This window comes from Tabrizicola sp., assembly GCF_041913445.1.
Classification (GTDB): Bacteria; Pseudomonadota; Alphaproteobacteria; order Rhodobacterales; family Rhodobacteraceae; genus Tabrizicola.
This window is the reverse complement of the sequence record NZ_JAYSFG010000006.1, coordinates 76,725-88,997: the sequence shown is the minus strand read 5'-3', so window position 1 is coordinate 88,997 and position 12,273 is coordinate 76,725. Positions and strand designations below refer to the sequence as shown.

The following is a 12,273-nucleotide window of genomic DNA, read 5'->3' as shown; positions in this document are numbered from 1 at the left end:
CAGTCGGTATCTGAGAACATCAGCTTTCGTGCCGCCCGCAGCCGTCGGGCTTCGGGCCGGCATCATCGCCGACATCGAAGCCAAGTTCGGTGCGACCGGAGACCTGGTCTCGATCTTCGCCCAGCACAAGGGCGAGGGCGTCGACAAGTGGCACCACTACCTGCCGCTTTACGAACGCTACTTCGCCCCGTGGCGGAACCGCCCGCTGCGCTTTCTGGAGATAGGGGTCTTCGGGGGCGGCAGCCTTGAGCTCTGGCGCAAGTTCTTCGGCCCCGAGGCCGTGATCTACGGGATCGACATCGATCCGACCTGTGCCCGCTTCGACGGCCAGCATGCTCAGGTGCGCATCGGGTCGCAGGATGATCCCGACTTCCTGAACCGGGTGGTCGATGAGATGGGTGGGGTCGATGTCGTGCTGGACGACGGCAGCCACGTGATGGCGCATATCCGGGCCAGTCTGGAGACCTTGTTCCCCCGGCTGTCGGATGGCGGCACCTACATCATCGAAGACCTGCACACCGCCTACTGGCGCGCCTACGGCGGCAACATGCGGGCCGCGAATTTCTATGCGACCGTGCGCGCCATGATTGACGACATGCACCGTTGGTACCATGAAGCCGACGTGCAGCATCCGGCGACGGCGGGCAAGGTCACCGGCATCCACGTCCATGATTCCATGGTCGTGCTCGACAAGGGCACGGCCCATCGCCCCGTCCGGTCCTTCGTCAATGCGGCGACGGACGCAGGCGGCGCGCAAACCACTTTAGCTGAAGGCAAGGCAAGCTGATGACCAACCTCAAGAAAATCAGCATCGACGGGATCGAGGTCGAGGTCGATGGCGCAATGACCATCATCCAGGCCGCGGAAGTCGCCGGGATCGAGATCCCGCGTTTCTGCTACCACGAGCGGCTGTCGATCGCCGGCAACTGCCGCATGTGCCTGGTCGAGGTCGTGGGCGGCCCGCCGAAGCCCGCTGCCTCCTGCGCGATGCAGGTGCGCGACCTGCGGCCCGGCCCGGAAGGGCAGGCGCCCGTGGTCAAGACCAAGTCGCCGATGGTGAAGAAGGCCCGCGAGGGGGTGATGGAGTTCCTGCTCATCAACCACCCGCTCGACTGCCCGATCTGCGACCAGGGCGGCGAGTGCGACCTGCAGGACCAGGCGATGGCTTACGGCGTCGACTTCAGCCGCTACCGCGAGCCGAAGCGCGCCTCCGAGGACCTCAACCTTGGCCCGCTGGTCAAGACCGCGATGACGCGTTGCATCTCTTGCACCCGCTGCGTCCGCTTCACCACCGAGGTCGCCGGGATCACCCAGATGGGGCAGACCGGCCGGGGTGAGGATGCCGAAATCACCAGCTACCTGAACATGACGCTGGATTCGAACCTGCAGGGCAACATCATCGACCTCTGCCCCGTGGGCGCGCTGACCTCGAAGCCATACGCCTTCACCGCCCGTCCGTGGGAACTGACCAAGACCGAATCCATCGACGTGATGGACGCGCTTGGCTCGAACATCCGCGTCGACACCAAGGGCCGCGAAGTCATGCGCTTCCTGCCGCGCAACCATGACGGCGTGAACGAGGAGTGGATCAGCGACAAGACCCGCTTCGTCTGGGACGGTCTGCGTCGGCAGCGTCTGGACGTGCCTTACGTGCGTGAGAACGGGAAGCTCCGGAAAGCGACCTGGGGCGAGGCGCTGACCAAGGCCGCCGCCGCCATGCAGGGCAAGAAGGTGGCTGGTCTGGTCGGTGACCTGGTGCCGGTGGAAGCCGCCTACAGCTTGAAAACGCTGGTCGAATCGCTTGGCGGCCATGTCGAGTGCCGGACGGACAACGCGAAGCTGCCCATCGGCAACCGCTCGGCTTACGTCGGCACGGCAAAGATCGAGGACATCGATACTGCCAAGGTGATCCTGCTGATCGGGACCAACCCGCGCGTGGAAAGCCCGGTGCTGAACGCCCGCATCCGCAAGGCCTGGGCCAATGGGGCGATGGTTGGGCTGTTCGGCGAAGCGGTTGACCTGACCTATGACTACAAGCACATGGGCACCGACCGGGCCGCCTTGGTGGACCTGGTGGGCCGCGTGACCCAGAAGGACAACACGCTGGTCATCATCGGCCAGGGCGCGATCAACGAGGCGGACGGCGAGGCGGTCCTGAGCCAGGCGATGGCCTATGCCACCGGCGCGGGGGCGAAGTTCATGGTCCTGCACACGGCGGCTTCGCGCGTGGGCGCGATGGACGTGGGCGCGGTGACCGAAGGCGGTCTGGCCGCCGCGACCGAGGGCGTGGAGGTGATCTACAACCTCGGCGCCGACGAGGTCGAGATCGCGCCGGGTCCCTTCGTGATCTACCAGGGCAGCCACGGCGACCGGGGTGCCAACCGGGCGGACATCATCCTGCCGGGCGCGGCCTACACGGAAGAGAACGGGCTGTTCGTCAACACCGAGGGCCGTCCCCAGCTCGCCTTCCGCGCCGGGTTCGCGCCGGGTGAGGCCAAGGAGAACTGGGCGATCCTGCGGGCGCTGTCGGCGGAAGTGGGTCAGCAGCTCCCGTGGGATTCGCTGGCCGCCCTGCGGTCGAAGCTGGTCGCCCAGCACCCGCACCTCGGCCGCATAGACGAGGTGCCCGAGAACGCATGGCAGCCCTTGCCGGTGAAGGCCCCGGCCAAGGCCACCTTCCGCAATGCGCTTGGGGATTTCTACCTGACGAACCCGATCGCCCGCGCCTCGGCCGTGATGGCAGAGCTTTCGGCGATGGCCAAGGCCCGGGCAGCGGCCCCGATTGCGGCGGAGTAACATGGCGCAGCGCCTCTCCCTCCTGGCGACCCTTGGCACCGCGACAGCGGCGCTTGGGGCTTGCGCGCCCGCCGGAGAGGTGACAGAGGAGCGTGGGCAGACGCCGGTCTACGAGGGGGTCTCGACGATCCTCCTCGACAGGGACCTGGTCAGCGTCACCGTCGCCATGCGCGGCGGGGACGGCGGGTCGGATGTCGAGGCCTATGGCCGCTGCGCTGCCGCGCAATATGCGCTGGATCAAGGGTTTGGCTTCGCACGCCAGGTGCGGACCATCGTGAAGAAGGACGGGCGGGTTTGGATCGGGGATGCGGTGTACCTGCTGTCTGCCGACCGGCCCGAGGGCCTGCGCACCATCGAAGCGGAAGCGGCGGTGGCGGACTGCGACAGGCTTGGCATACCAGGTCGGTAAGACTGGGCGGAATGAGGATGAGGGACTGACATGGACGGGTTCTTTGCCACGGGGTTCGGAACGGCAGTGCTGATCGCGGCACAAAGCCTTCTGATCGTGGGCTTCGTGATGATCAGCTTGCTCTTCCTCGTCTACGGCGACCGGAAGATCTGGGCGGCGGTGCAGATGCGCCGGGGTCCGAACGTGGTGGGCCCCTTCGGCCTGCTGCAATCGGTGGCCGACGCGCTGAAGTATGTCGTCAAGGAAATCGTGATTCCGGCGGGCGTCGACCGTCCGGTCTTCTTCCTGGCGCCGATGCTGTCGTTTGTCCTCGCGATCCTCGCCTGGGCGGTGATCCCCTTCGATGACGGCTGGGTCCTGGCCAATATCAACGTGGCGATCCTCTTCGTCTTCGCCGTCTCCTCGCTGGAGGTTTACGGCGTGATCATGGGCGGCTGGGCGTCGAACTCGAAATACGCCTTCCTTGGAAGTCTGCGGTCGGCTGCGCAGATGATCTCTTACGAGGTCTCGCTGGGCCTGATCATCATCGGCGTGATCATCTCGACGGGTGCCATGAACTTCGGCGCCATCGTCGCCGCGCAGGACGGGGACTGGGGTCTGTTCAACTGGTACTGGCTGCCGCACCTGCCGATGGTGGCGTTGTTCTTCATCTCGGCGCTGGCCGAGACGAACCGCCCGCCCTTCGACCTGCCCGAGGCGGAATCGGAACTCGTCGCCGGGTTCATGGTGGAGTATTCCTCGACCCCCTACCTCCTCTTCATGGCCGGCGAATACATCGCGATCTTCCTGATGTGCGCGCTGATCAGCCTTCTGTTCTTCGGCGGCTGGCTGTCGCCGATCCCCGGGCTGGCCGACGGCTGGTGGTGGATGGTGGCGAAGATGTGGTTCTTCTTCTTCCTCTTCGCCATGGTGAAGGCCATCGTCCCCCGCTACCGCTATGACCAGCTGATGCGGATTGGCTGGAAGGTCTTCCTGCCCATGTCGCTCGCCTGGGTGGTGATCGTGGCGTTCCTGGCAAAATTCGAAGTGCTTGGCGGCTTCTGGGCCCGCTGGGCGATTGGAGGCTGACCCATGTCCAATATCGACTGGACCCGCGCCACGAAGTATTTCCTGCTGATGGACTTCATCAAGGGCTTCGGCCTGGGGATGAAGTACTTCTTCGCGCCGAAATCGACGGTGAACTACCCGCATGAGAAGGGGCCGCTGTCCCCCCGCTTCCGGGGTGAGCACGCCCTGCGCCGCTATCCCAACGGCGAGGAACGCTGCATCGCCTGCAAGCTGTGTGAGGCCGTCTGCCCGGCCCAGGCGATCACCATCGACGCCGAACCGCGTGAGGACGGCTCGCGCCGCACCACGCGCTATGACATCGACATGACCAAGTGCATCTACTGCGGCTTCTGCCAGGAAGCCTGCCCAGTGGATGCCATCGTCGAAGGCCCGAACTTCGAATTCTCGACCGAGACGCGGGAAGAGCTTTACTACACCAAGGACAAGCTTCTGGAGAACGGCGCCCGCTGGGAGGCCGAGATCGCCCGCAACCTTGAAATCGACGCGCCGTATCGCTGATGACCGACGACTTCGCCAAGATGTTTTCCGCCTGGATGGAGCAGGGCCAGAAGATGGCCCAGGCTTTCAGCCCACGCATGGAGAATTTCGACGCGAAGGCGATGGAGAAGTTCTTCCCGGCCATGCCGAAGGAACTGCTGGAGATGTGGTTCGGCAAGACCTTCAACCCGGAAGGCCTGGATGCGCGGACCCGGTTCCTGGTGACCATCGCGGCCCTGACGGTCCTTGGCCCCGTGGGTGAGCCGCAGCTGCGGATGACGATCAAGAACGGCCTTGCGGCCGGGGCCACGAAGCGCGAGATCGCGGAAGTGATCTGGCAGATGTCCATGTTCGGCGGCGTCCCCGCCATGCAGAAGGCGCTGGAAGTGGCCCAGTCCGTCTTCGCCGAAACGCCTGAGGAGAAAGACGCATGACCGTCTTCAGCTTTGCCTTCTACATGTTCGCCGTGACCACGGTGACCGCGGGCCTGATGGTCACCCTCAGCCGCAACCCGGTCCATTCGGTGCTGTGGCTGATCCTCGCGTTCCTCTCGACCTCGGGCCTTTTCGTGATGCTCGGGGCCGAGTTCGTGGCGATGCTTCTGGTGATCGTCTACGTCGGCGCCGTGGCGGTGCTGTTCCTCTTCGTGGTGATGATGCTCGACATCGACTTCGCCGCGCTGAAGGGGGAGCTGGCGCGCTACATGCCCTTGGGCCTTCTGATCGGCGTGGTCCTTCTGATGCAGGTCGCGATCGGCGTGGGCGTCTGGCAGGTGGCCGACGGGGCCGAGGGTCTGCGCCAGGCCGTGGCCCCCGCGCCGACCGAGATGGAGAACACCCGCGCGCTGGGGATGATCCTTTACGACCGCTACTTCCTGCTGTTCCAGCTGTCCGGCCTGATCCTGCTGGTCGCGATGATCGGGGCGATCCTGCTGACGCTGCGGCACCGCAAGGACGTCAAGCGGCAGAACGTGCTCCAGCAGATGTGGCGCGATCCGGCCAAGGCGATGGAGCTCAAGGACGTCAAGCCGGGGCAGGGGCTCTGATCAAGGTGGGGTTGAACCCCACCCTACGGAATCGGCCCGCGGGCCAAAGAAATCGGGGCCGGTAGAGCCCAAGAGGGAACGAGAGATGGTGGGACTTGAACATTACCTGACGGTGGCCGCGGCGCTGTTCGTCATCGGGATCTTCGGGATCTTCCTGAACCGGAAGAACGTGATCGTCATCCTGATGTCGATCGAACTGATGCTTCTGGCGGTCAACATCAACCTCGTCGCCTTCTCTTCCTTCTCGGGCGATCTGGTGGGGCAGGTCTTCACCATGTTCGTCCTGACCGTCGCCGCCGCCGAGGCCGCGATCGGTCTGGCAATCCTGGTCGTGTTCTTCCGCAACCGCGGCACGATCGAGGTGGAAGACGTCAACGTGATGAAAGGCTGACCGGATGGAAACGATCATCCTCTTCGCCCCTCTGGTCGGGGCCATCATCTGCGGCTTCGGCTGGCGGCTGATTGGTGAGCGTGCCGGTCAGGTCATCACCACCGCTTTGGTCTTCCTTGCCGCCGCGCTGTCCTGGCAGATCTTCCTGACCTTCGACGGCGAGACGCAGCGCATCGTCATCATGCGCTGGATCGAATCCGGGACGATGGGGTCGGAATGGGCGATCCGGCTGGACCGGCTGACCGCGATCATGCTGGTCGTGGTGAACAGCGTGTCCGCGCTGGTCCACCTCTATTCGTTCGGCTACATGGCCCATGACGACAACTGGCACGAGGGCGAGCACTACAAGGCCCGTTTCTTCGCCTACCTGTCGTTCTTCACCTTCTCGATGCTGATGCTGGTGACCTCGGACAACCTCGTCCAGATGTTCTTCGGCTGGGAGGGCGTGGGCGTCGCCTCCTACCTGCTGATCGGCTTCTACTACCGCAAGGCCAGCGCGAACGCGGCGGCGATGAAGGCTTTCATCGTCAACCGCGTCGGCGACTTCGGCTTTGCGCTGGGGATCTTCGCGCTGTTCTACCTGACCGACAGCATCCGCTTCGACGACGTCTTTGCCGCCGCCCCAGCGCTGGCCGAGACCAACCTCACCTTCCTCTGGGGGGAATGGAACGCGGCGAACCTGGTGGGTGTCCTTCTCTTCATCGGCGCGATGGGGAAATCGGCGCAGCTTTTCCTGCACACCTGGCTGCCGGACGCGATGGAGGGCCCGACGCCAGTCTCCGCCCTGATCCACGCTGCGACCATGGTGACGGCGGGGGTCTTCCTCGTCTGCCGGATGTCGCCGGTCTATGAATACGCGCCGCAGGCGATGGCCTTCATCACCGTCCTTGGCGCCTGCACGGCCTTCGTCGCGGCGACCATCGGCCTCGTGCAGAACGACATCAAGCGCGTGATCGCCTATTCGACCATGTCGCAGCTCGGCTACATGTTCGTGGCCGCCGGGGTGGGCGTCTATTCTGTGGCGATGTTCCATCTTTTCACCCACGCCTTCTTCAAGGCGATGCTGTTCCTCGGCGCCGGCTCGGTGATCCACGCGACCCACCATGAGCAGGACATGCGGAACTACGGCGGCCTGCGGAAACAGATCCCGTTGACCTTCTGGGCCATGCTGATCGGCACGCTTGCCATCACCGGCGTGGGCATCCCGCTCACGCATTACGGCTTTGCCGGCTTCCTGTCGAAGGACGCGGTGATCGAGAGCGCCTGGGTCGGTTCGGGCTTCGCCTTCTGGCTCCTGGTGGTCGCGGCCTGCTTCACCAGCTTCTATTCCTGGCGGCTGATGTTCCTGACCTTCTTCGGCGAGAGCCGGGCGCATGGTCACGGGCATGATGCGCACGCACACGGCCACGGCCACGACGCGCATGGGCACGACGACCACGGCCACGGCCATCACGAGCCGCACGAAAGCCCGATGGTCATGCTGATCCCGCTGGGGGTCCTGGCCTTGGGCGCGATCTTCTCCGGCATGCTTTGGTACAAGGTGTTCTTCGGGGAAGAGACCGCCGTCCGGGAATGGTTCGGGATGGAGCAGGTCGCCCATGGCGAGGCGCATGGCGAAACCGCCGCCGCCGAGCACGGGACCGAGGCTGCCACCACGGAAACCGCGACCACCGAGGCCGCTCCGGCCGAAGGTACCGCCGTTGCCACCGAGGCCGCACCGGCTGAACCCGCCGCGACCGAAGCCGCTCCGGCCGAGGATCACTCTGCCGCCGAAGGCCATGCCGCAGGCGTCGCTCCCAAGGGCGCGCTCCTGATGCTGCCGTTCAGCCCTGAAGAGCAGGCCGTGGTCGACACCCGTCTCGACGCCGAGAAGGCTGCCAAGGCCGAACATGCGCCGACCACGATCATCAACGCGGCCCACCTCGTGCCGACCTGGGTCAAGGTCTCGCCCTTCATCGCGATGCTGATCGGTTTCGCCGTGGCCTGGCTCTTCTACATCCGCGACCCGAGCCTGCCGCGCCGCCTGGCCGCGCAGCAGCGCCCGCTCTACCTGTTCCTCCTGAACAAGTGGTACTTCGACGAGCTCTACGACGTGATCTTCGTCCGCCCCGCCAAGTGGCTGGGGGGCTTCCTGTGGAAGAAGGGCGACGGCAACGTCATCGACGGGTCGATCAACGGGGTGGCGATGGGGATCATCCCCTTCTTCACCCGCCTCGCAGGCCGCGCGCAGTCCGGCTACCTGTTCCACTACGCCTTCGCGATGGTGCTGGGGATTGTTGCCCTGGTTACCTGGATGACGCTCTTCGGCGGCGCGAAGTAAGGGGCGCGCATAATGGAAAACCAACTCCTCTCGATCATCACCTTCCTGCCGCTGGTCGCGGCGATCATCCTCGCGCTGTTCATGCGGGGCGACGACGCGGCGGCGCGGCAGGGGGCGAAGTGGCTTGCGCTCTTCACCACTACGGCGACCTTCGTCATCTCGCTGTTCATCCTGTTCCGCTTCGATCCGTCGAACACCGGCTTCCAGTTCGTCGAGGAACGCAAGTGGATCCTGGGCCTCAGCTACAAGATGGGCGTCGACGGGATCTCGATCCTCTTCGTGATGCTGACGACCTTCCTCATGCCGATCACCATCTGGTCGTGCTGGGGGGTGGAGACGCGCGTCAAGGAATACATGATCGCCTTCCTGGTGCTTGAGACGCTGATGCTCGGCGTCTTCTGCGCGCTCGACCTGGTGCTCTTCTACCTGTTCTTCGAGGCTGGCCTCATCCCGATGTTCCTGATCATCGGCATCTGGGGCGGCAAGGACCGCATCTACGCGGCGTTCAAGTTCTTCCTCTACACCTTCCTCGGGTCCGTCCTGATGCTGGTCGCGATGATCGCGATGTATCTGGATGCGGGGACGACCGATATCGTGAAGCTCCTCGCGCATGACTTCGGGTCCGAGACCTTCAGCCTCCTCGGCTTCCAGGTCGTGGGCGGGTTGCAGACGATGCTGTTCCTGGCCTTCTTCGCGTCCTTCGCGGTGAAGATGCCGATGTGGCCGGTCCATACCTGGCTGCCCGACGCGCACGTGCAGGCCCCGACGGCGGGGTCCGTGGTGCTGGCCGCGATCCTTTTGAAAATGGGCGGCTACGGCTTCCTGCGTTTCTCCTTGCCGATGTTCCCGGTGGGGTCCGACGTGATGGCGCCCCTGGTCCTGTGGATGTCGGCCATCGCCATTGTCTACACCTCCTTGGTGGCTCTGGCGCAGACCGACATGAAGAAACTGATCGCCTATTCCTCGGTCGCCCACATGGGTTACGTGACGATGGGCATCTTCGCCGCGAACCAGCAGGGCGTGGACGGCGCGATCTTCCAGATGCTGAGCCACGGCTTCATCTCCGGCGCGCTCTTCCTTTGCGTGGGCGTGATCTATGACCGGATGCACACCCGCGAGATCGACGCCTATGGCGGCCTCGTGAACCGGATGCCGGCTTACGCGCTGGTCTTCATGTTCTTCACGATGGCAAACGTGGGCCTGCCCGGCACGAGCGGTTTCGTCGGGGAATTCCTGACGCTGATGGGCATCTTCCAGGTCAACACCTGGGTCGCCGCCGTCGCCGCCACCGGGGTCATCCTCTCGGCCGGTTACGCCCTCTGGCTCTACCGCCGGGTCGTCTTCGGCGACCTGATCAAGGAGGCGCTCAAGTCCATCACCGACATGGACCGCCGCGAGAAGGCGATCTTCGCCCCCCTCATCGCCATGACCCTGATCCTCGGCGTCTACCCGAGCCTCGTGACCGACATCATCGGGCCCTCGGTCGAAGCCCTTGTCACCGACTACCAGGCCGCGCTGCCCGCTGAGGGCGCCGACCTGGCCCTGAACGAAGGACATTCGGAATGACTTCCGCCGATTTCCAGACCCTCCTGCCCGAGATCGTGCTGGCGGGCTACGCCATGACCGCGCTCATGGTCGCGGTCTACACCACCAAGGACAAGCTGGCGGCGACGCTCGTCTGGGCGACGGCGGGCCTCTTCGTGGCGCTGGCGCTTTACATCGGCGCGGGCGGGGCGGGGGAGAGGCTGGTCTTCAACGGCCTCTTCGTCGACGACCCCTTCGCGCGCTTCGCCAAGGTCACGATCCTTCTCTCCGCCGCCGCGGTCCTGGTGATGAGCCAGGACTACATGACCCGGCGCGAGCTGCTGCGCTTCGAATACCCCCTGCTCGTCACCCTGTCGGTGGTGGGGATGATGGTCATGGTCTCGTCGGCCGACCTGATCACGCTCTACATGGGGCTGGAGCTGCAATCGCTGGCGCTTTACGTGATCGCCTCGATCCGCCGTGACAGCGCCAGGTCGTCGGAAGCGGGCCTGAAGTACTTCGTGCTCGGCGCGCTCTCCTCGGGTCTGCTGCTGTATGGCGCGTCGCTGGTCTACGGCTATGCAGGCACCACCCAGTTCGCGGGTATCCTGTCCACCGTACAGGACGGCGTGCCGCTGGGGCTGCTGTTTGGCCTCGTCTTCATGCTGGCCGGTCTGGCCTTCAAGGTCTCCGCCGCGCCCTTCCACATGTGGACGCCCGACGTCTACGAAGGCTCGCCCACGCCGGTGACCGCCTTCTTCGCTACCGCGCCGAAAGTGGCCGCGATGGCGCTGATCGCGCGCCTCGTGCAGGACGCCTTCGGTGGCATCCCGGGCCAATGGGGCCAGGTGCTGGCGGCTCTCGCCGTCGTGTCGATGTTCCTCGGTGCCGTGGCCGCGATCGGCCAGCGCGACATCAAGCGCCTGATGGCCTATTCCTCGATCGCCCATATGGGTTATGCGCTGATCGGCCTTTGCGTCGGCACCGCCTACGGGGTGCAGGCGACGATGATCTACATGGCGATCTACGTCACGATGAACGTCGGCACCTTCGCCTTCATCCTGTCGATGGAGCGTGACGGCCGCCCGGTTTCGGACATCGCGGGCCTGAACCAGTTCGCGAAGAAGGAGCCGCTGAAGGCGCTGGCCATGCTGGTCCTTCTGTTCTCTCTCGCGGGCGTTCCGCCGATGGTCGGCTTCTTCGGCAAGTTCTACGTGCTGAAAGCCGCCGTCGATGCGGGCTGGGTCTGGCTCGCCGTGGCCGGAGCCATTGCCTCGGTCATTGGGGCCTTCTACTACCTGCGCATCGTCTACTTCATGTACTTCGGCGCGGAGCAGGAGCCGGTCGACAGCCGCATGGCCCCGGTGCAATGGGGGATGCTGGTGGCCGTTGCCGCGATCATGGTGCTGGGCATCGTGAACCTCTTCGGCATCGAGGCCCCTGCGGCGCAGGCCGCCGAAGCGCTTGTCCGGTGACGGCGGGGCAGGGCGCATCACCCTGCCCGAGATCGACAGCACCAATGCCGAGGGCTTCCGGCGGGCTACTGACCTGCCGGGACCAACCTGGATCCTCGCCGGGGTCCAGACCGCCGGACGGGGCCGCCGCGCAAGGCCCTGGTCGAGCCCGGAGGGCAATTTCCACGGCACCCTGGTCCTGAGACCGCAGGAGCCGCCCGAGACGGTGGCGCTTCGCTCTTTCGCCGCCGCGCTGGCCCTGCGCGACGCGTTCGTTCAACTGACCGGCCTCCCCGGCAGTTTCCAGCTGAAATGGCCGAACGACGTCCTCTGCAACGGCGGCAAGATCGCGGGCATCCTGCTCGAATCCCAGAGCCTGAACACCCCCGGAGCCACCCTCTGCATTGGCATCGGCGTCAACCTGATCGCCGCGCCGGACCCATCGCAGGTCGAACCTGGGGCCGTGCCTCCCGTATCGCTCCTGCAGGAAACCGGCCTGAAGATCACGCCCCAAGCCTTTCTCGACGCCCTCGCCCCCGCCTACGCGGCTTGGGAGGCCAGTTTCACCACCGAAGGCTTCGCCCCCCTCCGCGCCGCCTGGCTGTCCCATGCCGCGCGCCTTGGCCAACCCATCCGCGCCCGCACCGGGACCGAGACCCGCGAGGGCACCTTCGAGACCATCGACGCCACCGGCAACCTGATCCTCCGCACCCCGGCCGGAACCCTTGCCATACCCGCCGCCGAGGTGTTCTTCTGACGCTCCAGGCTTTCATCTTTGCCCAAATATCC

Annotated in this window: 12 protein-coding genes; all 12 read left to right on the top strand. The window is 65.2% G+C overall.

The features are described 5' to 3' along the window. The first annotated feature begins 28 nt into the window (after positions 1–28). Positions 29–787 (top strand): class I SAM-dependent methyltransferase, encoded by a 759-nt coding sequence (locus ACE3Q6_RS09180; RefSeq protein WP_374431304.1) that lies wholly within the window; start codon positions 29–31, stop codon positions 785–787. Next, positions 787–2,796, top strand: a complete 2,010-nt coding sequence (gene nuoG, locus ACE3Q6_RS09175; protein WP_374431302.1) for an NADH-quinone oxidoreductase subunit NuoG — start codon at positions 787–789, stop codon at positions 2,794–2,796. The genes ACE3Q6_RS09180 and nuoG overlap by 1 nt, the downstream gene beginning before the upstream one ends. A 1-nt stretch (position 2,797) precedes the next feature. After that, complete coding sequence (locus tag ACE3Q6_RS09170) at positions 2,798–3,205, top strand: hypothetical protein (RefSeq protein ID WP_374431300.1); 408 nt, start codon at positions 2,798–2,800, stop codon at positions 3,203–3,205. A gap of 30 nt (positions 3,206–3,235) precedes the next feature. Continuing rightward, positions 3,236–4,273 carry an NADH-quinone oxidoreductase subunit NuoH gene (gene nuoH / locus ACE3Q6_RS09165; protein WP_374431298.1) on the top strand — a complete coding sequence of 346 codons (1,038 nt, stop codon included), beginning with the start codon at positions 3,236–3,238 and terminating at the stop codon, positions 4,271–4,273. Between the two features lie 3 nt (positions 4,274–4,276). Further along, the gene (gene nuoI, locus ACE3Q6_RS09160) at positions 4,277–4,771 is read left to right on the top strand and encodes an NADH-quinone oxidoreductase subunit NuoI (protein WP_374431296.1); all 495 of its coding nucleotides are present in this window, start codon (positions 4,277–4,279) and stop codon (positions 4,769–4,771) included. Beyond that, positions 4,771–5,184, top strand: coding sequence for a carboxymuconolactone decarboxylase family protein (locus tag ACE3Q6_RS09155; RefSeq protein WP_374431294.1), 414 nt, complete (start codon positions 4,771–4,773; stop codon positions 5,182–5,184). The genes nuoI and ACE3Q6_RS09155 overlap by 1 nt, the downstream gene beginning before the upstream one ends. Then, positions 5,181–5,795: an NADH-quinone oxidoreductase subunit J gene (locus tag ACE3Q6_RS09150; protein ID WP_374431292.1), complete on the top strand. Its 615-nt coding sequence runs from the start codon at positions 5,181–5,183 to the stop codon at positions 5,793–5,795. The genes ACE3Q6_RS09155 and ACE3Q6_RS09150 overlap by 4 nt, the downstream gene beginning before the upstream one ends. An 85-nt stretch (positions 5,796–5,880) precedes the next feature. Further along, the gene (gene nuoK, locus ACE3Q6_RS09145) at positions 5,881–6,186 is read left to right on the top strand and encodes an NADH-quinone oxidoreductase subunit NuoK (protein WP_103258174.1); all 306 of its coding nucleotides are present in this window, start codon (positions 5,881–5,883) and stop codon (positions 6,184–6,186) included. A 4-nt stretch (positions 6,187–6,190) separates the two neighbouring features. Continuing rightward, positions 6,191–8,506 (top strand): NADH-quinone oxidoreductase subunit L, encoded by a 2,316-nt coding sequence (gene nuoL / locus ACE3Q6_RS09140; protein WP_374431289.1) that lies wholly within the window; start codon positions 6,191–6,193, stop codon positions 8,504–8,506. Positions 8,507–8,518: 12 nt separating this feature from the next. Then, positions 8,519–10,072, top strand: coding sequence for an NADH-quinone oxidoreductase subunit M (locus ACE3Q6_RS09135; protein ID WP_374431287.1), 1,554 nt, complete (start codon positions 8,519–8,521; stop codon positions 10,070–10,072). Next, positions 10,069–11,505, top strand: a complete 1,437-nt coding sequence (gene nuoN / locus ACE3Q6_RS09130) for an NADH-quinone oxidoreductase subunit NuoN (RefSeq protein WP_374431285.1) — start codon at positions 10,069–10,071, stop codon at positions 11,503–11,505. Before ACE3Q6_RS09135 ends, nuoN begins: the two co-directional genes overlap by 4 nt. After that, positions 11,495–12,241, top strand: coding sequence for a biotin--[acetyl-CoA-carboxylase] ligase (locus ACE3Q6_RS09125; RefSeq protein ID WP_374431284.1), 747 nt, complete (start codon positions 11,495–11,497; stop codon positions 12,239–12,241). Before nuoN ends, ACE3Q6_RS09125 begins: the two co-directional genes overlap by 11 nt. Positions 12,242–12,273: the final 32 nt, after the last annotated feature.

Excerpts from the sequence above, each read along its gene's own strand:
- nuoG (WP_374431302.1), top strand. The coding sequence starts at position 787 with ATGACCAACCTCAAGAAAATCAGCATCGACGGGATCGAGGTCGAGGTC.
- ACE3Q6_RS09170 (WP_374431300.1), top strand. The coding sequence starts at position 2,798 with ATGGCGCAGCGCCTCTCCCTCCTGGCGACCCTTGGCACCGCGACAGCG.
- nuoH (WP_374431298.1), top strand. The coding sequence starts at position 3,236 with ATGGACGGGTTCTTTGCCACGGGGTTCGGAACGGCAGTGCTGATCGCG.
- nuoI (WP_374431296.1), top strand. The coding sequence starts at position 4,277 with ATGTCCAATATCGACTGGACCCGCGCCACGAAGTATTTCCTGCTGATG.
- ACE3Q6_RS09155 (WP_374431294.1), top strand. The coding sequence starts at position 4,771 with ATGACCGACGACTTCGCCAAGATGTTTTCCGCCTGGATGGAGCAGGGC.
- ACE3Q6_RS09150 (WP_374431292.1), top strand. The coding sequence starts at position 5,181 with ATGACCGTCTTCAGCTTTGCCTTCTACATGTTCGCCGTGACCACGGTG.
- nuoK (WP_103258174.1), top strand. The coding sequence starts at position 5,881 with ATGGTGGGACTTGAACATTACCTGACGGTGGCCGCGGCGCTGTTCGTC.
- nuoL (WP_374431289.1), top strand. The coding sequence starts at position 6,191 with ATGGAAACGATCATCCTCTTCGCCCCTCTGGTCGGGGCCATCATCTGC.
- ACE3Q6_RS09135 (WP_374431287.1), top strand. The coding sequence starts at position 8,519 with ATGGAAAACCAACTCCTCTCGATCATCACCTTCCTGCCGCTGGTCGCG.
- nuoN (WP_374431285.1), top strand. The coding sequence starts at position 10,069 with ATGACTTCCGCCGATTTCCAGACCCTCCTGCCCGAGATCGTGCTGGCG.